Genomic DNA, 19,184 nt, shown 5'->3' on the forward strand with positions numbered 1-19,184 from the left:
CCGCGCCGACCCGGACGGGGCCGCCCCCGGGTTACCCGGACGCAGCGTCCGAATCCCTCCGCGGCCGGGAGAACACGGTGAGGAGGGGGACGACCGGGAACGTCCCGGGGCCGGGTGCGGTCAGGTGCCGGGCTCGCCGGACGCGTCGGCGGCGGCCCGTTGGGGCACGACCGAGTACTTCGGGTCCTCGGCCGAGGCGACTCCGGCGGCGAAGACGCCGAACCGGGTGCAGGCCGAGCCCGCCAGAAGCGCGAGGCCCGCGAGGGCGGCCGCCGGCCGGCTGCGGTGACCGAGCAGCAGGCCGGTGGCGGCACCCGCCGCGGTGAGCAGCCGGGCGGTGCGCAACAGCGTTCCGGCACGTCCCCGGTGGTAGGTCTCCGCGACCATGCCGAGCCGTCGTTCGGCCGCGTGGGTCGCGACCTCCTCGGCGCCGGCGGCGATCACCGCGGCGCAGCGGGCCGGTGCCGACTCGTGGACCGGCCCGAGCAGGAGGGCCATGCCGGAGGCGGCGGCCGTCGCGGAGGCCACGAACAGGTAGGGCAGTTCGCGGTGGGCTCCGTGCCAGGCGGGCACCGCGGTGTCCGCGGCCAGGACGGCGGTGTACGAGGCGACGGCGGGTCCGAACAGCGCGGCCGCACCGGTCGCCGTGGCGCCGGCCCTGGGCAGCCGACCGGTGACGGCGAGGGCGGCGGCGGCGCCGGCCGCGGGTCCGTAGCCGGCGAGGAGCCACGAGCCGACGCTCATGGGCGAGGTGGGCTTCAGTACGCGGAGCATGTGGGGGAACCGGCTCGGCACCCCGAGGTCGTGCACGAGTGCGGCCGCGGAGAGGGAGACCGCCGCGAGGGAGGACACCTTCATCGCGGTGGCGGTCGTCGTACGGCCCGTGAGCTGGGCGCCCGCCGCCAGGACGGAACCCGCGCCGGCGAGTCCGCCGAGGAAGAAGTACCCGGCGATGTCCTGGGCGCTCCAGGACGGTGCCTTGATGACCGGACGTCCGTAGTAGGAGCGGAACTCGGCCCGGGGCACCATGAGCTGCTCGCCGCGGCGCCCGCGGCGCCGCTGCCGCGCGTCCGGTCCTGGCCGGCCGGTGGAGTCGCTCATCGTGTGTCCTTCCCGCGCAGCAGACGGGGCAGCGCGAACGAGACGGTGAAGGCGCCGGCCAGCGAGAGGGCGGCGGCACCGGCGTGCTTCCACATGGTGGGGAGGTCGCGGGTGGTGACGACCGGGTCCGGGGGCAGGCCGTAGACCTCCGGTTGGTCGAGGAGCAGGAAGAACGCGCCGTCGCCGCCGACCCCGTCATCGGGCTCGTGTCCGTACAGCCGGGCGCCGTCCACGCCCGCCGTGTGCAGCTCGTCGACGCGCAGCGCGGCGCGTTCGCGCAGTTCGTCCAGGGGGCCGAACTGGATGGACTCGGTCGGGCAGGCCTTGGCGCAGGCCGGTTCCTGTCCGGCGCCGAGCCGGTCGTAGCACATGGTGCACTTGAACGCCCGCCCGTCGTCGGGGCGTTGTTCGATGACACCGTAGGGGCAGGCGGGGACGCAGTAGCCGCAGCCGTTGCAGATGTCCTCCTGGACCACGACGGTGCCGAACTCGGTGCGGAACAGTGAGCCCGTGGGACAGACGTCGAGGCAGGCGGCGTGGGTGCAGTGCTTGCACACGTCGGACGACATCAGCCAGCGCATCTCACCGGGCTCGGCGCCGGGGCCGGGGCCGGACTCCGCCTCGACGAGCGGGAGTCGGGTCCGTCCGTCCGGCGCCGGGACCTGCTGTTCTATGAAGGCGACGTGGCGCCACGTGGAGGCACCGAGGCCCTGCGTGTTGTCGTAGCTCATCCCGGTGAGGGAGAGGCCGTCCTCCGGGATGGCGTTCCACTCCTTGCAGGCGACCTCGCAGGCCTTGCAGCCGATGCAGACGGAGGTGTCGGTGAAGAAGCCGACGCGGGGCGGTGGTTCCGGGTGGCCGGAGTCGCGGGCGGGGTCGGGTTCGCTGCCGCTGAGCAGGTGACGGTCTGTCATTTCACGCTCCCCGTGCCCGTGTCGGCCGTGATGCCCGCCCGCCTGCGGTAGGCGGCGACCAGTTTCGGAAGGTCGGGGCCGCGGGGTCGGCGGCCCGGGCGGATGTCGGCGGTCAGCGCCTTGTCCTCCTGGATGTGGGCGTTGGGATCGAGGGCGATCGCCACGAGTTCGTTGGCCGCGTCACCGGTCGCCACGCCGTTGGGTCCCCAGTGGAACGGAAGTCCGATCTGGTGGACCGTCCTACCGTGCACGGTGAGGGGTGTGATGCGGGCGGTGACCATGACGCGGGCCTCGACGGCGTTGCGGGCGGTGACGATGGTGGCCCATCCCAGGTGCTCGAGGCCGCGCTCGGCCGCCAGTTGCGGGGAGACCTCGCAGAAGAACTCCGGCTGGAGTTCGGAGAGATAGGGCGACCAGCGGCTCATGCCGCCCGCCGTGAAGTGCTCGGTGAGACGGTGGGTGGTGATGACGTAGGGGAAGACCTCGGCCCCCTTCTCGTCGCCGCTCGGGTGGTAGCGGTTGCCCTCCCTGGGCAGCAGCCGGCGTACCGGGGAGCGGGGCACCGCCGGGTACAGCGTGTTGCCGAAGGGCGAGTCCTGCGGTTCGTAGTGGGTCGGCAGTGGGCCGTCCTCCAGGCCGGCGGGCGCGTACAGCCAGCCCTTGCCGTCGGCCTGCATGATGAACGGGTCGTCGCCGCGCAGCGCGTCGGGACCGGTGGCCTCCTCGTCCGGTACGAAGCCGGGGGCGCGGCCGGGCACGAAGTCGGGGACGTCGTACCCGGTCCACTCCCCCGCCGCCTCGTCCCACCACACGTACGCCTTGCGCGCGCTCCACGGGGTGCCGTCGGGGGCGGCCGAGGCCCGGTTGTAGAGGATGCGGCGGTTGGCGGGCCAGGCCCAGGCCCATTCGGCGGCCACCCAGTCCTGTTCGCTTCCGGGCCTGCGGCGGGCGGCCTGGTTGACACCGTCCGCGTACACGCCGCAGTAGATCCAGCAGCCGCAGCGCGTCGAGCCGTCGTCCTTGAGTTCGGTGTACGCCGAGAGAGGCGCGCCGTCCGGGTCGTGGCCGTTGATCTCGGCGAGCACGGCGGCGGCGTCCGGTTCGGCCAGCGGGCCCTCGACGGGATAGTCCCAGGTGAGGTCCTGTACGGGTCGGTCCATCGGGTCGGTGGAGGCGGCCAGGCGCTCCTTGATGCGTCGGCCCAGGTGGTACATGAACCACAGGTCGCTGCGGGCGTCGCCGTCGGGCTCGACGGCCGCCTGGTGCCACTGCAGCCACCGGTTGGTGTTGGTGAAGGAACCGTTCTTCTCGGTGTGTGCGGCGGCGGGGAAGAAGAACACCTCGGTACCGATCTCCTCGGTGCGCAGCTCGCCGGTCTCGGTCTCCGGGCCGTCCTGCCACCAGGTCGCCGACTCGATGAGGGAGAAGTCGCGCACGACCAGCCACTCCAGGTTGGCCATGCCGAGCCGTTGCAGCCGGGTGTTGGCGGAGCCGACCGCGGGATTCTCGCCCATCAGGAAGTAGCCCTTGCACACGCCGTCCAGCTGGGCCAGCACCGTGTCGTAGGTGGAGTGGGAGCCGGTCAGCCGTGGCAGGTGGTCGAAGCAGAAGTCGTTGCCGGGGGTGGCGGCGTCGCCGTAGTACGCCTTGAGGAGGCTGACGAAGTAGGCCCGCATGTCGCCCCAGAAGCCCTTGTCGGTGCGGCCGGCCGCGATGAAGGCGTCCAGGTCCTCGTGGGCGTGGGCGTGGGGCATGGGGAGGTAGCCGGGCAGCAGGTTGAAGAGGGTCGGGATGTCGCTGGAGCCCTGGATGGAGGCGTGCCCGCGCAGGGCCTGGATGCCGCCACCGGGGCGGCCGATGTTGCCGAGCAGCAGTTGGAGCACGCTCGCGGCCCGGATGTACTGGGCACCGACCGAGTGCTGGGTCCAGCCGACCGCGTACACGAACGCGCTGGTCCGTTCGCGGCCCGAGTTGGCGGTCAGGGCGTCGCACACCTGGCGGAACATGGCGGGCGGTACTCCGCAGACCTCTTCGACCAGCTCCGGGGTGTAGCGGGCGTAGTGGCGTCTGAGGATCTGATAGACGCAGCGGGGATCGCGCAGCGTTTCGTCGCGGGGCGGCCGGCCGGCGGTCTGGGCGCCGCCCGAACCGTGTGCCTCGGGCCCGCCGGAACCGCGCACGCGTTCCTCGTACTGCTCGTCGACGTCGCCGGTGGGCTGCTGCACGTCGACGCCCTCGTACTGCCAGCTCCTCGGGTCGTAGTGGTGCTCGTCCTCGTCCAGGCCCGAGAAGACGCCGCCGAGGTCCTCGGTGTCGCGGAAGTCCTCGCTCACCAGGGTGGCGGCGTTGGTGTAGGCGAGGACGTACTCGCGGAAGTCCTTCTCCTCGGTCAGGACGTGGTTGATGATCGCCCCGAGGAACGCGATGTCGCTGCCGGCCCGGATCGGGACGTGCAGGTCCGCGAGGGCGCTGGTGCGGGTGAACCGCGGGTCGACGTGGATGACCCGGGCGCCGCGGGCCTTCGCCTCCATCACCCACTGGAAGCCCACCGGGTGCGCCTCGGCGAAGTTCGAGCCCTGGATGACGATGCAGTCGGCATGCTGGAGGTCCTGCATGAAGGTGGTGGCGCCGCCTCGCCCGAAGGAGGTGCCGAGCCCCGCGACCGTGGAGCTGTGGCAGACCCGCGCCTGGTTCTCCACCTGTACGACGCCGAGGCCGGTCAGCAGCTTCTTGATCAGGTAGTTCTCCTCGTTGTCGAGGGTCGCGCCGCCGAGGCTGGCGATGCCGAGGGTGCGCGCCGTGCGCAGTCCCTCGGACTCCCATTCCCAGGTCCGGCGCCGGGTCTCGATCACCCGCTCGGCCACCATGTCCATGGCGGTCTCCAGGTCGAGCGGCTCCCAGTCGGTGCCGTACGGCCGCCGGTACAGCACCTGGTGGCGGCGGGCCGGGCCGGTGGTGAGCTGGAGCGTGGCCGAGCCCTTGGGGCACAGGCGGCCTCGGCTGACGGGCGAGTCAGGGTCCCCCTCGATCTGCACGACCTCGTCGTCCTTGACGTAGATCTGCTGACCGCACCCCACCGCGCAGTACGGGCACACGGACGGCACCACCCGGTCGGCGGTCTCGGTTCGCGGCCGGAGACGTTCGGTACGGGCCGACATCGCGGCCCGGCCCCGTCCGAGCGGGTCGTCCCCGGTGAGCTGACGGTAGGCGGGCCAGCCACTGATCCACGTGCGCACACCCATGGTGTGTCCTGCCTTCCCAGAGTGGCCGGTGCCCTTGGATTCGCGGCCGGGCCCGGACTCGCGCGCCGAGTACCCGTGGCAGGCGCCGTCTACGCAGGGCGGCGGCGTCGGCTCCGCGGTGTCCCGGCGCGGGCCCGGCAGGGACGGCCTGGCCGCGCCGTCGCCTCACGCACGGTCGCCCCACGTGGGCGGACGTCTGCGGTATCGGGTGCCGGGTACCCGGCCCTGCGACGGAACGATCGAGTCGGTGTGCGGGTTTTCCGTGCGCCATCACGTGCCATACGGAGGGGTACCGCGGACGAATGCGCAGACATACGGAGGGTGACGACCATGGAACGGCATGTACGGGGCCGGAGACGACGGCCGGACGGGCGGGGTGAGCCGGAGCGCCGGCGGCACCTTCCGCGAGCCGATCGGGGTGAGTCGTGATGGCGCAGCGAAAGAGCGTGAGCGTGCCGCATCCGGCGGAGCGCAGCCGGAACGGGCGAGGCTGGTTCGAAAATCTCGCCGAGGCGGCCTCCAACATCACGAGTTCCGCGCCGTTCTACGGTTTCTGCCTTCTGCTGGTAATGCTGTTCGTCGCGGTCCACATCGCCGGCCTGCCGTTGAGCTGGCAAATCCTCGTGGGCGACATCATGACGTCGGTGAATCTGCTGTTGCTGGCCCTGCTGAAGAACTCCGAGCGGCGAGCGGAACACGCCCTCCAGCGCAAACTCGACAGCATCGCGGCCGCGTTGCTCGAACTGAAGGAAGGGCGCCCTCAGAAGACGGGGGACGATCTGCGCGACGCCATCCGGATGGAGGAAGAGCTCTGACCAACTCCTCTACCACCTCGTACGGCGTCCGACGCCTCTCCCGCCCCACGACCGGCCACCGCCACCACGGCCCCTGTCACCGTTCTTCACGGTCTTCGAATTTTCTGCGCGTGCGGATGCATGGGGTCACGGACCATGGGCACTCGCCGCTTCGAGGAAAAGCATCCGAATTCCGAAAGAACGTCAAGCCGCTTTGTCATCGACATGGTTCAGCGTGCAATGCGTTCTCGTGAGGGAGCAGATTTATGACTGACAGCATCTGGGGCTACCAGCCGGCTTCCGGCCACATTCCCGGCACCGACCTGATCGGATACAAGGTCGAGGCCACGGACGGCAGCATCGGCAAGGTCGACAAGCACTCGGACGACGTCAACTCCTCCTATCTGGTGGTCGACACCGGTGTCTGGATCTTCGGCAAGCACGTCCTGCTGCCGGCCGGCACGGTGCGGGCCATCGACCAGACCGAGCGGAAGGTCTTCGTCGACCTCACCAAGGACGAGATCAAGGACTCGCCGGAGTTCGACAAGGACAAGCACGTGGGCGACGCGGGCTACCACGAGCAGGTGGGCGGCTACTACACGGACCGCCGCGCCCTCTGACCCGGAGAAGCGCACCCGCGCATCGGGGGCCGACCGTCGAACACCATGGTCGGCCCCCGTCGTCGTGCCGTGCCGTCCACAGCCCGGCGTCACCCGTGCCCGCACGCGGCGTCGAACCGTCCACCGTCGATGCGACGCATCTCGAACACCGTTGGTGCGGGCGGTTGTTGCAGTCCACGGGACGGTTCACAGCCGGGCCGCGACCTTGCGGGCCAGGTCCGAGAGAGGCTCGCGGTTGGCCTCGGGATCGTTGAGCCGGACCAGGCGGATGGCCACCCAGGTCGTGGCCTTGCGGAAGAAGACCGCGTCCTCCTCCTGGTACGCCTCCGCAGCGGCCCCGGTGACGGGCGTGAACGGGTGGTCCAGCGTGCGGTCGATGTCGTAGACCTTCTTAGCTCCGTCGCCCAGGTGGATCTCGACCTGGGCCACCGGGCCGCTGGTCGGTGCGGTGTAGCGGCATCCCGGGCCGCTCGGCGGGCTTTCCACGCCGTCGTCGAGCGGGACCGTCGCCGGCGTCTCGGCGTCCTTCTTCGGCAGGAGTTCACAGGCCTTCGCCGGCGGTGGCGAGCAGGGAGCGTGTGGCGGCAGCCAACGCCCGTTCGTCGACGGTGGCGTTCACGGTGGAGGTGAGCAACGCGGCCTCCACGGCTGCGCGTTGCGGAGGGGGGAGGCCGGTCACCTCAGGTTCGAGCGGCCGCAGCAGATCCGCCAGGGCGGCGAGGGCCGGCGCGGTCTCGGACTCGGCGGGTGCGCACGCCGGCACCAGCCCGCCTGGTGCGCCCTGTCGGCCAGCGCACGGCAGATGGCGCTCTTGCCGATCCCGGCCGGCCCTGTGAGGAGTACCGGATCGCCCCCGACGAGCGATCCCCACGCCTGCTCCGGCACGGCGTCCCGACCGAACACCAAAGCCACGAATTCTCCATAGTCCGTGGGCGCGGGGCGTCCGCGGCGATGATCCCGGGACGGCACCCGAGGCGGCTGCCCGATCGGCGACGGATCGCGGGAAGGTGCGCGCGGGCCGGGACAACCTTCCTCGTCGCAGGGCACGGGCACGCGGGGCCGCCGTGGGCGGACGTGCAGGGATCGCGCATGAATTCGAGGGTGCGCTCGCGGAGTGACGAGAGGTTTCCAAGATCGTTCGGCTGCTAGCTTCGCGCCTCGTGACTCATTCGGATACGACCGCTCTCAGAACCACGTGGCCCGACCCGGCAGCGCTCCGGGACGGCCAAGAGGCCTATCTGCCCGTTCTGTTCGACGCCTCGGACGCGGCGGGTGACGCGGCTCTGGCCGCTCTGCTGCGATCGGGCGCGGTGCGCGAGGTTCATGACCGCATCGCCGATCAACTGGAGGAACTGGTCCGCTGTCTGCGGCCCGGGGCACTGGCGGACGCCCGCGGCGTGGCGGCCGCCGCAGCCGCCGTGTGTCCGGAGCATCGCCGCCGGACCTACGGGACCTGGGTCTGGTATCCGTGGTCGGGGCGGCTGGTGCACCTGCTGCCGGCCGACGAGTTCCGCCTGGTCCGGACCGACCGCAACCGGGACCGGATCACACGGGCGCAGCAGCAGGCGCTGCTCGGTCGCCGGATCGGCGTCCTGGGGCTGTCCGTCGGCAACAGCGCGGCGCTCACGTGTGCCATGGAGGGTGTTGGAGGATCGTTCCGCTTGGCGGACTTCGACCGGTTCGGCCTGACCAACATGAACCGACTGCGCGCCGGGGTCCACGACTTGGGTGTGGAGAAGACCGTCCTGTGCGCGCGCCAGATGGTCGAGATCGACCCCTACCTGGACATCGAGATCTACCGCGAGGGCCTGACGGAGCAGACCGTCGAGGAGTTCTTCGGCACCTCCCCCGGCAGCAGGCTGGACCTCCTCGTCGAGGAGTGCGACACCCTGTGGGCGAAGGTCGCCGCCCGGGAGCGCGCCCGCGCCCGGGGTGTTCCGGTCCTCATGGACATGAACGACCGCGGCATGCTGGACGTGGAACGCTTCGACCAGGAGCCGGACCGGCCGCTCTTCCACGGCCGCGTGGACGGACTCACCGCTGACGAGGTCCGCGGTCTCGACTCCGCCGGCGCGCTCGATGTCCTGCTGCGGATCGTGGACGCCGACCGGCTCAGCCCGGCCATGGTCGACGCGCTGGGCCGGATCGGCGACACCCTGTCGAGCTGGCCGCAACTGGCCAGCGGCGTCATGCTCGGCGGCGCCCTGGTCACCGACACCGCGCGACGGATCCTGCTGGGCGGCCCGGTGCCCTCGGGACGCTATTACGTGGACCTCGAAGACCTCGTCTCCGCCGACCACTCCGCGCCGGTCGGGGCCGCGCCGTGACCCACCTCCCCGAACTGCACGGCGAGCACCTGTGGTTGCGCGAACTGCGCGCCACGGACCTCATCGCCTTCGAACGCATCCACACCCATCGGGTCCTGACGCGTTACCTCGGCATCGACCGCATGGACGCCCGTCAGGCGCAGGACGCCTTCGCGCAGTGCCTCGCCCAGCCCTACACCCATCCGCGGCGCCGGCACACCCTCGCCATCTGCGCGCCGGGCGACGACGTGATGGTCGGCACGATGGGACTGCTGGTCGAGGACTACGGCCGCAACGCGATGCTCACCGGGCTCGTCCTGCTGCCCGACGCCTCGGTGCGCGGCCACGGGCACGAGGCGGGACGGCTGTTGATGGCGTACGGCTTCGGGCCGCTGGGGCTGCACCGCATCTGGGCCGGCCATCGGGCCGATCACACACGCATGCGTGAGGTCATGCTCGCCGCCGGCCTCCGCCCCGAGGCCACCCTGCGCGAGTTGTTCCACACCCAGGGCCGCTGGCACGACGTCACCACGTACTCCGCGGTGGCTCCGGAATGGCGACGCTCGGCCACCCACGCCGAGCAGGCCGTCCTCGCGGCGACCCACAGCCTCCACTCCAGCTGACAGATCTACCCGCCGACCGGCCCGCAGGAGCACCCGCAGATCCCGGGCACACCCGGCCCGGGGTCTGCGGGACGCCACGAAGCCCGCCACCTGCAGCCTTGTCTCCAAGGAGGTTGAGGATCTGGTGCATGACGTACACATCGAGTCCGAACAGGGCGAGTTCCGGGGTGCCGTGGGAGTGCGCAGACCGATCGTGCAGGCGAATCCCGGCCCGGTCTCGTCCTCGGGAACCATGATGACGTGCCATCCGTGCGGCTGCACGTTCTCGATGATCCGCAGATCCATCTCACCCGCCTCGTCCGGGTCGCCGTAGTCATGGCAGAGGAGACAACGGCACCGGAACGAAGCATCGGCCATGCGGGGAGGCTACGAGGCAGGCATGCCGGGCCCGCGGGCGGGGCCCTCGGCACCCCCTGTCGATGTGACCGCCTCGCACGCCCGTCTATTTCGTGACCGCGTACCGCACATGCGTGGCGTACGGCGAGCCGACCACCTTGACCACCTCCAGGTCGATGTCGTGGTCGAACCCGTCGAACAGCCGCTTACCGGCGCCGAGGACGACCGGTGCCGTCGAGAGAACCAGTTCGTCCACCCGGCCGGCGGCCAGGGCCTGCCGGATCACCTCCGCACCCCCACCGATGCCCACGTCCTTGCCACCGGCCAACTCGGTCGCCTGCGCCAGCGCCTCGTCGAGCCCGGACACGAAGGTGAACCCCGCCTCCGGCCCGGGCTGGTCCTCGGTGCGGTGGGTGAGAACGACCAGCGGGCCGGGGAACGGGTTCGTGCCGCCCCAGGCGCCCGCGGCGTCGTACATGCCGCGACCGCAGACGCCGGCGCCGAAGGCCGCGACGAGTTCGTCGAAGAACTCCTTGTCGGGACCGTGCATCGCGAAGTCGTGGCCGCCGTCGTAGGTCCACGGGCCGCCCATCACCCAGTAGTGCAGACGCTCCCCGCCCTTGCCCAAGCCGTGTTCGGGCCCGTCATCGGGTCCGGTGACGAAACCGTCGACCGATGTGGTGATGGATGCGATGACCTTGCCCATGCTTCCTCCTCCGTCGTGTGTCGACAGAACAGACCGGGCAACGGCCCGAAACTCATCGCACCGATCGAGGCGGGCGGCGTGAGCTGGGCCTTCGCGGGGCGTTCCCGGGCCGGGGGGGCTGACGCCCCGGCCCCCGGCCCAAGTCGCGGCATTGCTCGTTCGGCCGCATGGTGGAAGAGGCCGGCCTGCCACCAAGGAACAGCCATGATCGCCAGCTTCTCGTGGAGGCCTCGTGATCGTGATAGCCCTGCTCGCCCCCTTGGTTCCGCTCTTCCTCCTCTTCGGACTGCCGATTCTGGAGGACCGTCTGTTCCCGCCGTCACCGCCGCTCCAAGAGGCGACGGAGCCTGCGGAACAGGCCGAGGGCGACTGACGCTCCGTCCCTGGGGCCACTTCGATGCACGCGGGACCGGTCCGTACGGGCCGGTCCCGCTTCGTCGTGACGGGGCCGCCTCAGGCGGTGGCCTCGTCCAGCAGTTCCAGTACGTGCCGGTACGGACGGCCGGTGGCGCGGCTCATGCCCATCTCGCAGGTGCGATTGCACGAAGCGTACGCGTCGTACGTTCCGCTGTTGATCTCGGCGGCCTGCGCGGCCGTGGCGCTCGCGGTGATCTCCGGGTGCAGCAGCCCGCGGTCCCCGGCGAAGGCGCAGCAGCCCCAGTTGTCGGGCACGGTGACATCGTCGCTCACCGCCGCGGCCACGGCGCGCAGGGCGCCGTCGATGCCCAGGTGCACGGTGGAGCAGGTGGGGTGCAGGGCGAGGCTGGTCAGGCGGCGGGGTTCGGGCAGCGCGGGCAGCAGATGCTCGGCGGTGAAGACGACGCTGTCGACGAAGCGCAGGGCGGCGAACCGGTCGCGGTCGGACTCCGCGAGGACGTCCGGCAGCTGTTCCAGGCCGTGCGTGCAGGACGAGGCGTCGCAGACCACGGGCAGCCGGCCGTGGTCGCTGGCCCGCCACAGCGCCTCCAGCGTGCGGGCCGCCATGGTGCGGTGGCCGTAGGTGTAGCCCTTGGACTGCCAGGGCGTGCCGCAGCACAGTCCGGGCAGTTCGTCGGGCACGGTGACCTGGACGCCGGCCCGTTCGCACAGGCGCAGGAACGCGGCGGAGGCGCCGCCGGTGGTGCCTTCGGCGGCGAAGACGCTGCCGATGCAGGCGGCGAAGAACACCGCCCGCGGCTGTGCCGGGTGCCGGGGCGCGGGGCGCGCCGGGCCGCCGCGCGGGATGTCGTCGGCCCAGGTGGGCACGAGTTCTCCGGCGCCCAGCCGGCGGACGGCTCCGGTCGCTGCGCGCAGGGCCGGGGCGGGCAGTACGTGGGCGGTGTTGAGCGCCGCGCGGACGCCCTTGACCGCGGTCCCCCAGTGCCGGGCCGTCGCGTTCCCGGCGCGCTGTGCGGTCGCGGTGTGCCGTTCGGCGCGGAGCCGTTTCATGACGGCGCCGGTGTCGATGGTGACCGGGCAGGCGGTGACGCACAGACTGTCGGCGGCGCAGCTGTCGACGGCCGCGTAGGCGTAGTCGGCTTCCAGGGCCCGGCGGCGGTCGTCGTCACCGGCGGCGGTGGCGAGGGCGATCTCGCGCTGGAGGGCGATGCGCTGGCGGGGTGTCGTGGTGGCGTCGGCGGTGGGGCAGACGGGTTCGCAGTAGCCGCATTCCACGCATGCGTCGACGGCGGGGTCGACCTCGGGGACGCTCTTGAGGCTGCTGAGGTGCGCGGCCGGGTCGTCCTCCAGGAGGACGCCGGGGTTGAGGACGCCGTGCGGGTCACACAGCCGCTTCACCTCCCGCATGACGTCGTAGAGTTCGTCGCCGTACTGGCGGCGGACGAAGGGGGCCATGGCGCGGCCGGTGCCGTGCTCGGCCTTCAGTGTGCCGCCGGCGTCCAGGACGAGGTCGACCATGGCGTCGGTGAACCGGGCGTAGCGGTCGATCTCCGGGGCGGAGTCGAAGTCCTGGGTGAGCATGAAGTGCAGGTTGCCGTCGCGGGCGTGGCCGAAGATCACCGCGTCCTGGTAGCCGTGCCGGTCGAAGAGGCCGATGAGGCCCTCGCAGGTCCGGGTCAGGCGTTCCATCGGTACGGCGATGTCCTCCAGCAGCGCGGTCGTGCCGGGACGGCGGGCTCCGGCGACGGCCGTGTAGAGGCCCTTGCGCAGATGCCAGAGCCGGGCCCGGACGCGTGCGTCGCGCACCAGCGAGGTGCCGGTCGCCGCGGGCAGGCGGTCCAGGACCGGCTGGGCGGCGGCCACCCGTTCCTCTAGCGCCTCGGCGCTGTCCTCGGCGAACTCGACCAGGAGGGCGGCGTGTCGCTCGACGCGCAGCCCGCGCACCTCGTCCACCGGGTCCGGGGACTGCTGGGCCACCCGCAGCGAGGCGGCGTCGAGGAGTTCGGCGGTGCGGGCGCCCGCGGCCAGCAGCGCGGGCAGCGCGTCGGTGGCCTCGGCGAGGCCGGGCAGCACCAGCAGTCCGGTCGCGGTGTGCGGGAGGAGCGGGACGGTACGGAAGACGGCCTCGCCGACGAAGCCGAGGGTGCCCTCGCTGCCGATCATCAGATGGGCGAGCATGTCGGCCGGATCGCTGTGGTCCAGGAGGGAGTTGAGGCCGTAGCCCATGGTGTTCTTCATCGCGAACAGCCGCTCGACGGTGGCCCGTGAGGCGGCCGAGTCACGGACGCGGTCGCGCAACCGGAGCAGCCCGGCGTGGAGTTCGGGTTCGCGGGCGCGCAGCGCGGCGTCGGCGTCGGGTGCCGCGGTGTCGACGACGGTGCCCGAGGGCAGCACGAACTGCAGGGACTCCATGGTGCGGTAGGCGTTGTCCTGGGTGCCGCAGTTCATGCCGCTGGAGTTGTTGGCGACCAGGCCGCCGATGGTGCAGGCGGACTCGCTCGCCGGGTCGGGTCCGAGCCGGCGCCCGAACCGGGCGAGCCTGGCGTTGGCCTGACGTACCGTCAGTCCGGGTTGCAGCCGGATGCGCCGGCCGTCGTCGAGGACGGTGGCGGTGCGCCAGTGGCTGCGGACGTCCACGAGGATGCCGTCGCCGCCGGCCTGTCCCGCCAGGCTGGTGCCGCCCGAGCGCAGCGTCAACGGCAGCCCTGCTCGGCGGGCCCCGGCCATGAGGGCGCCGACCTCGGCGGCGGACGCGGCGCGCACGACCGCCTGCGGCGTGAACAGGTACGGCGACGCGTCGTGGGCGGCGGCGATCCGGCGTGGCAGTTCGGTGTTCACGCGGGCCGGGTCGCTGACGCACGAGGCCAGCAGTTCGGCGAGTCCCGCGGTGCGGTCCGCGGCGGGAGGGGTGACGGCGGTGGGGCTCATGGGTCCTCGCTCCTGCGGTGTCAGCGGGCGGACGGGGCGGAGACGGCGGGGGTGGGGGCGGTGGGGTCGGCGTCGGCGGTGATGCGCATCCGGCGCGGCGGACGTGACGCGGGTTCGGGCAGCCGCAGCGGTGTCAGGCCGGGGGTGAGGGTGCCCAGCACCGTGGCGCGGCGCGCGCCGGTGCCCGACGCAAGGGCGCCGGGCAGGCCGTGGACGGTGAGGAAGCCGAGCACCGCGAAGGCGAGCGCCTCCTTCGCGTCGGACGGCAGGCCCAGTTCGTCGCTGGCGCGCAGGGTCACGCCGGGAAGTTCCTCGGCGATCACGCGCAGGAGTTCCGGGTTGCGGGCGCCGCCGCCGGAGACGACGAGTTCGGTGACTCCGTGGGCGCGGCAGGCGTCGGCCACGGTGACGGCGGTGAGCCGGGTGAGGGTGGCGAGCACGTCGTCGGGATCGGGTGTGGGTACGCTCTCCAGCGCCCGTAGGAGATAGGGCAGGTGGAAGTGTTCCTTGCCGGTGCTCTTCGGGGCGGGCCTGCGGTAGTAGGGGTCGTCGAGCAGGACCTGGAGGAGTTCGGGGCTGGTGCGGCCGGCGGCGGCCCGGCGGCCGTCCTCGTCGTAGGCGGCGGCCCCGGCCGTGAAGTGCCGTACGGCCGCGTCCAGGAGGGCGTTGGCGGGACCGGTGTCGAAGGCGAGCGGTTCGGCGTCCGGTGCGAGGACGGTGACGTTGGCGATGCCGCCGAGGTTCAGCGCGGCCGGTGTGCCGGGCAGGCCGCGCAGCAGCAGGGTGTCGGTCATGCCGACCAGCGGAGCGCCCTGCCCGCCCGCGGCGACGTCCCTGCTGCGCAGGTCGGAGACGACCGGGAGGCCGGTGGACTCGGCGATCCAGGCGGGCTGGCCGAGTTGGAGCGTGCCGAGGACGGCGCCGTCCTCCACCCAGTGGTACATGGTCTGGCCGTGGGAGACGACGAGATCGGCCGTGCCGTCGCAGAGTTCGCGCAGCGCGCGGCCGGCGGCGTCGGCGAACGCCTGGCCGACGCCGGTGTCCAGCTCGCAGACGGACCGCAGGGTCGTCGCGGCCGGCGGGAGGGTCGCCGCGATCAGGTGGCGCAGGTCGTCCGGGTAGGGGACGGAGAGGTGTCCGAGGGGACGCAGGCGCAGGGTGTCGCCGTCCAGGGTGAGGTCCGCGGCGGCGGCCTCGATGGCGTCGTAGGAGGTGCCCGACATCAGGCCGATCACACGCACGGCGCCTCCCCGGGCGCGGTCCGCCGCACGGGCGGGGTCGGCTGCTGCTGCGGCATGGCTTCTCCCTGAGATGGTCGGAACGGGGCGGGTGCGGGGCCGCGACGGCGGCCCCCCACCGGGTGGGGGCGGCGCCCCGTCACTCCTGGCCGGCGGCGACGGCGATCCGCTCGGGGCCGGGATCGCCGTCGTCGGCGGGAAGCTCGGCCGGTTCGGGGGCGCGGTGGAAGAGACTCATCACGCCGCCGACGACCAGGGTGATGACCACGCCGATCGGCACGAGCCACTGGGCGGCGATCGCCGTCGGGACGGTGGCACCGGCCACCGTCACGTCGATCTTCACGCCGCGCACGATGTAGGTCATGACACCGACCGTCACCAGGAAGGCGACCACGGAGTCGACCTCGTTGGCCCGCCGGACGAGCCTGCCGAGCAGGAACGCGCCGAGCAGGGCGCCGTAGGTGTAGCCCGCGATGGTCAGGCCGGTGAGGTAGACGTTGCCGGTGCTGGCGCTGAAGGCGCAGGCGAAGACGGCCATCAGGACCGCCCACACCAGGGTCATCACCCGGGCGAGCTTCAGCAGCGACTCCTCGGAGGGGGTGCTGCGGAAGAAGCTGTGGATGATGTCGGCGACCGTCGAGTTGGACATGGAGTTCAGGGCCGAGGACAGCGAGCCCATCGCGGCGCCGAGTATGCCGGCCACGAGCAGGCCCGAGATCACCACGGGCAGGCCGTGCAGGATGAAGTTCGGGTAGAGGTTGTCCGAGCTGGCCAGGCCGAGCTGCTTGAAGTCCTTGCCGTTGTTGTACGACCAGAGCAGGGCGCCGACCAGGGAGAACGCGGCGAACTGGAGGGTGACGAAGACACCGGAGGCGATCATGGCCTTCTGGCCGTCGCGCAGCGAGCGGGTGGCCAGGACGCGCTGGACGATCAGCTGGTCGGAGCCGTGGCTGGCCATCGCGAAGATCGCACCGCCGATGATCGCCGTGGGCAGGGCGAACGGGCTGGTGAGGACGTGCGCCAGGTCGAAGTTGGTGTCGAAGAGCTTGAAGTGGCCCGAGTGCAGGGCGCTGGAGTAGCCGTCGCCGCCGACGTGGCCGGAGAGCACCGCGATGGCGAGGATCGCGCCGCCCAGGTACAGGCCCATCTGGATGGCGTCGGTCCAGATGACCGCCTTGATGCCGCCGAGGTAGGTGTAGACCACGGTGATCACCGTGAGCACGATGATGATGACGCGGTATCCGGCGTGCACGCCGAACTCGTCGAGCAGCAGCTTGATCGGGATGGCGGAGGCGAAGAGCCGGACGCCCTCGGCGAGCAGCCGGGTGAAGACGAACGTCACGGAGGCCAGGCCCTGGAGTTTCAGCCCGAATCTGCTGCCGAGGTACTGGTAGGCGCTGACGAAGCCGCCGCGCTTGTACAGCGGGATCAGCACGGTGGCCACGACGACGCGGCCGATCACGTAGCCGAGGGCGAGTTCGACGTTGCCGAAGCCCTGCCCGCTGTACGCCCCGCCGGGCACGCTGATGACGGTGAGCACGCTGGTCTCGGTGGCCACCACGGAGAACGAGACGGTCCACCACGGCATGTGGCCTTCACCGACGAAGTAGTCCTTCGCCGTCTTCTGCCGGCCGGCCAGGCGCAGTCCGATCCAGGCGATCGCCACGAGGTAGACGACGATCACCACGAGGTCGAGTTGGCGCACGCTCACTCCTAAGCATCGGCCGGCGGGGAGACCGGCGCGGAGAGGACAGGGGTAGGGGAGGTCGTCCGCCGGACGCGGACGACGTGGGGTTCGTGCGGTGCCGACGCGTCCAGCGCCAGCAGGCGCGCGCCGTCCAGCGGGTCCCCGAGCGGGGGCACCGTCTTCAGGGGGCGCGGCGAACCGGCGAGTGCCGACGCGAGCGGACCGAGGAGCGGGTCGCCCAGGCCGGTGAGGCCGCCGGTGATCGTGACGGGCAGGACGCCGTCGCCGCCGACTCGGTGAGCGGCGGCGAGCACGGCCTCGCCGAGTGCGGTGGCCGCCTCCTTCACGATCGCGCAGGCCGCCGGGTCGCCCGCCGCTGCGGCGCGGGCCACGTCCGGGGCGAAGGTGGCGGCGGTGCGTGCGGGGTTGCCCTCCCGGCCGAGGGCCGAGGGCAGCCGGTCGGGGTCGCCGAAGCGTGCCCGGGCGGCGGCCAGCAGTGCGGTGAACGGGCCCCGGCCGTCGTGGGCGCGCAGTGCCGCGCGCAGTCCGGCGGAGCCGATCCAGGCACCGCTGCCCTCGTCGCCGAGCCAGGGACCCCAGCCGTCGACGCGGGCGTACGAACCGTCGTCGCCGATGCCGACGGCGACGGAGCCGGTGCCGATCGCGAGGACCACTCCGGGGCGGCCGCCGAGGGCGCCGGCGTGCGCGGTGACGGCGTCGCTGGTGACGACGACCTCGTCCGCGGGCAGGTCGTCGAGGAGCCGGCCGGCCAGTTCCCGCGCGGCCTCCGGAGCGGCGGCCGCTCCCGCGGCGCCGACGCAGACCGACGCGAGCCGCAGCGGGCCGTGGAGGAGCGGAAGAACGGCGGCCCGTACGGCGGCACGGGCCAGTTCCACTCCCCGGTCGGCGGCGAGGCCGGGGGCTCCGGGCACTTCGTGGACGGCCGGGGCGGGATCGGTGCCGTCGTGCCACAGCACGGCACGGCAGCCGGTCTTGCCCAGGTCCACCGCCACTGCTGCTGTCTTCACGGCACACCTTCGTGTCGGTACGGATCCGTCGCGTCTGACGGTCATGGAACGGCCACAGGCACGATGACCGGCGCGGATCGCGGTGCAGCGAGTATCGGAAGGCCGACATCCGTATGTCAATAAGTAACGTCGTGCAATTGAGTACGTAAATTTTTGACGCACCGCGAACGGCATGGTTACTGTGTCGCCACCCACTCAGGAGGGACGGCCCATGGCCCGCCAGGAACCACCCCGAACCGCCCAGTCCGCAGAGGACACCTCGCCTGCCGCGACCCTGGCACGGATCCGCGCGGCCCTGCCGTCCCTGGCCCCGTCGGAGCGGCGAGTGGCCGAAGCCGTCCTGGCCGATCCCGGGCAGGCGTCGGAGCTCTCCATCAGCGCCCTCGGCAAACAGGCCGACACCTCGGTGGCCACGGTGATGCGCTTCTGCCGTGCGATAGGCGTCGGCAACTACCCCCAACTGCGCCTGGCACTTGCGGCCGCCGCCGCCCATGAACACGCCGTGGGCGGGGAGCGTCCGGCTCCCGGCACCGACATCAGCGCCACCGACAGCCTCGCCGACATCGTCGGCAAGATCATCTACAACGAGGTGCGGGCGCTGGAGGACTCTGGCGCGGAACTGGACATCGAGGTGCTCGGCCGCGCGGTGGACGCCCTCGCGGGGGCCCGGCGCATCGACATCTTCGGCGTGGGCGCCAGCGCGTTCGTCGGCCAGGACCTCCACCAGAAGCTGCACCGCATAGGCCACATCGCTTTCATATGGACGGACCGGCACGCGGCCCTCACCGCGGCCGCGCTCCTCGGTCCGGGCGACGTCGCCCTGGCCGTCTCCCACTCCGGGGAGACCGAGGACACCGTCGAGCCGCTCCAGGCCGCCGCCGAGCGCGGCGCCACCACGATCGCCCTCACCAACGTCCCGCGTTCCACCCTCGCCGAGAGCGCGGACCTCGTCCTGACGACCTGCGCCCGGGAGACCCCGTTCCGTTCCGGGGCGACCGTCAGCCGCATCGCGCAACTCGCCGTCGTCGACTGCCTGTTCGTGGGCGTCGCCCAGCGTTCCTTCGACGCCACGACCGTGGCTCTCCAGAAGACCTACGGGGCCGTGCAGCGCCGCAAGCGCCGGCAGCCGCCGCGCCGGACACCGTCCGGCACCTGACCACCGGCCCCCATCCCCCTCTCGTACCCCCCAGAGCACCACCCCTGAAAGGACGACCGCGCCGTGGACCTCAGCACGCTCGGCTCACTCGCCGCACTCGGCACCGAGACCCGCAACGAGCGGACCG

The 19,184-nt window shown here is 72.0% G+C and carries 16 protein-coding genes; 6 read left to right on the plus strand and 10 right to left on the minus strand.

Features of this window, described 5'->3' with window-relative positions; genetic code table 11:
- Window positions 1-120: 120 nt before the first annotated feature.
- The 3 genes from nrfD to fdh form a co-directional block, all read right to left on the minus strand.
- Window positions 121-1,029, minus strand: a complete 909-nt coding sequence (gene nrfD, locus ACIRQ9_RS08825) for an NrfD/PsrC family molybdoenzyme membrane anchor subunit (protein ID WP_404168997.1) — start codon at window positions 1,027-1,029, stop codon at window positions 121-123.
- 68 nt (window positions 1,030-1,097) lie between these two features.
- A complete protein-coding gene (locus tag ACIRQ9_RS08830) occupies window positions 1,098-2,015 on the minus strand; it encodes a 4Fe-4S dicluster domain-containing protein (RefSeq protein ID WP_404168659.1) in 918 nt (305 codons plus the stop codon).
- Window positions 2,012-5,257 carry a formate dehydrogenase gene (fdh, locus tag ACIRQ9_RS08835; protein ID WP_404168662.1) on the minus strand — a complete coding sequence of 1,082 codons (3,246 nt, stop codon included), beginning with the start codon at window positions 5,255-5,257 and terminating at the stop codon, window positions 2,012-2,014. Before fdh ends, ACIRQ9_RS08830 begins: the two co-directional genes overlap by 4 nt.
- A 428-nt stretch (window positions 5,258-5,685) precedes the next feature.
- On the opposite strand from fdh, the gene ACIRQ9_RS08840 reads away from it, so the two are divergent.
- Both ACIRQ9_RS08840 and ACIRQ9_RS08845 read left to right on the plus strand, forming a co-directional pair.
- Window positions 5,686-6,072 carry a hypothetical protein gene (locus tag ACIRQ9_RS08840; RefSeq protein WP_404168665.1) on the plus strand — a complete coding sequence of 129 codons (387 nt, stop codon included), beginning with the start codon at window positions 5,686-5,688 and terminating at the stop codon, window positions 6,070-6,072.
- Between the two features lie 245 nt (window positions 6,073-6,317).
- A complete protein-coding gene (locus tag ACIRQ9_RS08845; RefSeq protein ID WP_404168668.1) occupies window positions 6,318-6,671 on the plus strand; it encodes a PRC-barrel domain-containing protein in 354 nt (117 codons plus the stop codon).
- Between the two features lie 186 nt (window positions 6,672-6,857).
- Here ACIRQ9_RS08845 and ACIRQ9_RS08850 read toward each other — a convergent pair whose 3' ends face one another.
- Both ACIRQ9_RS08850 and ACIRQ9_RS08855 read right to left on the minus strand, forming a co-directional pair.
- The gene (locus tag ACIRQ9_RS08850) at window positions 6,858-7,157 is read right to left on the minus strand and encodes a hypothetical protein (RefSeq protein WP_404168671.1); all 300 of its coding nucleotides are present in this window, start codon (window positions 7,155-7,157) and stop codon (window positions 6,858-6,860) included.
- Between the two features lie 55 nt (window positions 7,158-7,212).
- The gene (locus ACIRQ9_RS08855; RefSeq protein WP_404168674.1) at window positions 7,213-7,434 is read right to left on the minus strand and encodes a hypothetical protein; all 222 of its coding nucleotides are present in this window, start codon (window positions 7,432-7,434) and stop codon (window positions 7,213-7,215) included.
- Window positions 7,435-7,831: 397 nt separating this feature from the next.
- On the opposite strand from ACIRQ9_RS08855, the gene ACIRQ9_RS08860 reads away from it, so the two are divergent.
- Both ACIRQ9_RS08860 and ACIRQ9_RS08865 read left to right on the plus strand, forming a co-directional pair.
- On the plus strand, window positions 7,832-8,998 hold the full coding sequence (locus tag ACIRQ9_RS08860) for a ThiF family adenylyltransferase (protein WP_404168677.1): 1,167 nt from the start codon (window positions 7,832-7,834) through the stop codon (window positions 8,996-8,998).
- Window positions 8,995-9,600, plus strand: a complete 606-nt coding sequence (locus ACIRQ9_RS08865; RefSeq protein WP_404168680.1) for a GNAT family N-acetyltransferase — start codon at window positions 8,995-8,997, stop codon at window positions 9,598-9,600. Before ACIRQ9_RS08860 ends, ACIRQ9_RS08865 begins: the two co-directional genes overlap by 4 nt.
- A gap of 442 nt (window positions 9,601-10,042) precedes the next feature.
- Here the strand turns inward: ACIRQ9_RS08865 and ACIRQ9_RS08870 are convergent, their stop codons facing one another.
- On the minus strand, window positions 10,043-10,642 hold the full coding sequence (locus ACIRQ9_RS08870; protein ID WP_404168683.1) for a dihydrofolate reductase family protein: 600 nt from the start codon (window positions 10,640-10,642) through the stop codon (window positions 10,043-10,045).
- A 232-nt stretch (window positions 10,643-10,874) separates the two neighbouring features.
- On the opposite strand from ACIRQ9_RS08870, the gene ACIRQ9_RS08875 reads away from it, so the two are divergent.
- The gene (locus tag ACIRQ9_RS08875) at window positions 10,875-11,015 is read left to right on the plus strand and encodes a hypothetical protein (protein ID WP_404168686.1); all 141 of its coding nucleotides are present in this window, start codon (window positions 10,875-10,877) and stop codon (window positions 11,013-11,015) included.
- 80 nt (window positions 11,016-11,095) lie between these two features.
- Here the strand turns inward: ACIRQ9_RS08875 and ACIRQ9_RS08880 are convergent, their stop codons facing one another.
- The 4 genes from ACIRQ9_RS08880 to ACIRQ9_RS08895 form a co-directional block, all read right to left on the minus strand.
- Window positions 11,096-13,948: an FAD-binding and (Fe-S)-binding domain-containing protein gene (locus ACIRQ9_RS08880; protein WP_404168689.1), complete on the minus strand. Its 2,853-nt coding sequence runs from the start codon at window positions 13,946-13,948 to the stop codon at window positions 11,096-11,098.
- Window positions 13,949-13,968: 20 nt separating this feature from the next.
- Window positions 13,969-15,189, minus strand: coding sequence for an anhydro-N-acetylmuramic acid kinase (locus ACIRQ9_RS08885; protein ID WP_404168692.1), 1,221 nt, complete (start codon window positions 15,187-15,189; stop codon window positions 13,969-13,971).
- A gap of 136 nt (window positions 15,190-15,325) precedes the next feature.
- Window positions 15,326-16,891: a sodium:solute symporter gene (locus ACIRQ9_RS08890; RefSeq protein ID WP_404168695.1), complete on the minus strand. Its 1,566-nt coding sequence runs from the start codon at window positions 16,889-16,891 to the stop codon at window positions 15,326-15,328.
- Between the two features lie 8 nt (window positions 16,892-16,899).
- Window positions 16,900-17,901: an N-acetylglucosamine kinase gene (locus tag ACIRQ9_RS08895; protein ID WP_404168698.1), complete on the minus strand. Its 1,002-nt coding sequence runs from the start codon at window positions 17,899-17,901 to the stop codon at window positions 16,900-16,902.
- Between the two features lie 211 nt (window positions 17,902-18,112).
- On the opposite strand from ACIRQ9_RS08895, the gene ACIRQ9_RS08900 reads away from it, so the two are divergent.
- The gene (locus tag ACIRQ9_RS08900) at window positions 18,113-19,057 is read left to right on the plus strand and encodes a MurR/RpiR family transcriptional regulator (RefSeq protein WP_404168701.1); all 945 of its coding nucleotides are present in this window, start codon (window positions 18,113-18,115) and stop codon (window positions 19,055-19,057) included.
- The last annotated feature ends 127 nt before the right edge of the window (window positions 19,058-19,184 follow it).

The organism is Streptomyces sp. NPDC101237 (assembly GCF_044767465.1).
Lineage (GTDB): Bacteria > Actinomycetota > Actinomycetes > Streptomycetales > Streptomycetaceae > Streptomyces > Streptomyces gramineus.

Bases quoted from the DNA above. Each gene is read 5' to 3' on its own strand.
- ACIRQ9_RS08830 (WP_404168659.1), bottom strand. From the start codon at position 2,015: ATGACAGACCGTCACCTGCTCAGCGGCAGCGAACCCGACCCCGCCCGC.
- ACIRQ9_RS08900 (WP_404168701.1), top strand. From the start codon at position 18,113: ATGGCCCGCCAGGAACCACCCCGAACCGCCCAGTCCGCAGAGGACACC.
- ACIRQ9_RS08870 (WP_404168683.1), bottom strand. From the start codon at position 10,642: ATGGGCAAGGTCATCGCATCCATCACCACATCGGTCGACGGTTTCGTC.
- nrfD (WP_404168997.1), bottom strand. From the start codon at position 1,029: ATGGTGCCCCGGGCCGAGTTCCGCTCCTACTACGGACGTCCGGTCATC.
- ACIRQ9_RS08845 (WP_404168668.1), top strand. From the start codon at position 6,318: ATGACTGACAGCATCTGGGGCTACCAGCCGGCTTCCGGCCACATTCCC.
- ACIRQ9_RS08840 (WP_404168665.1), top strand. From the start codon at position 5,686: ATGGCGCAGCGAAAGAGCGTGAGCGTGCCGCATCCGGCGGAGCGCAGC.
- ACIRQ9_RS08880 (WP_404168689.1), bottom strand. From the start codon at position 13,948: ATGAGCCCCACCGCCGTCACCCCTCCCGCCGCGGACCGCACCGCGGGA.
- fdh (WP_404168662.1), bottom strand. From the start codon at position 5,257: ATGGGTGTGCGCACGTGGATCAGTGGCTGGCCCGCCTACCGTCAGCTC.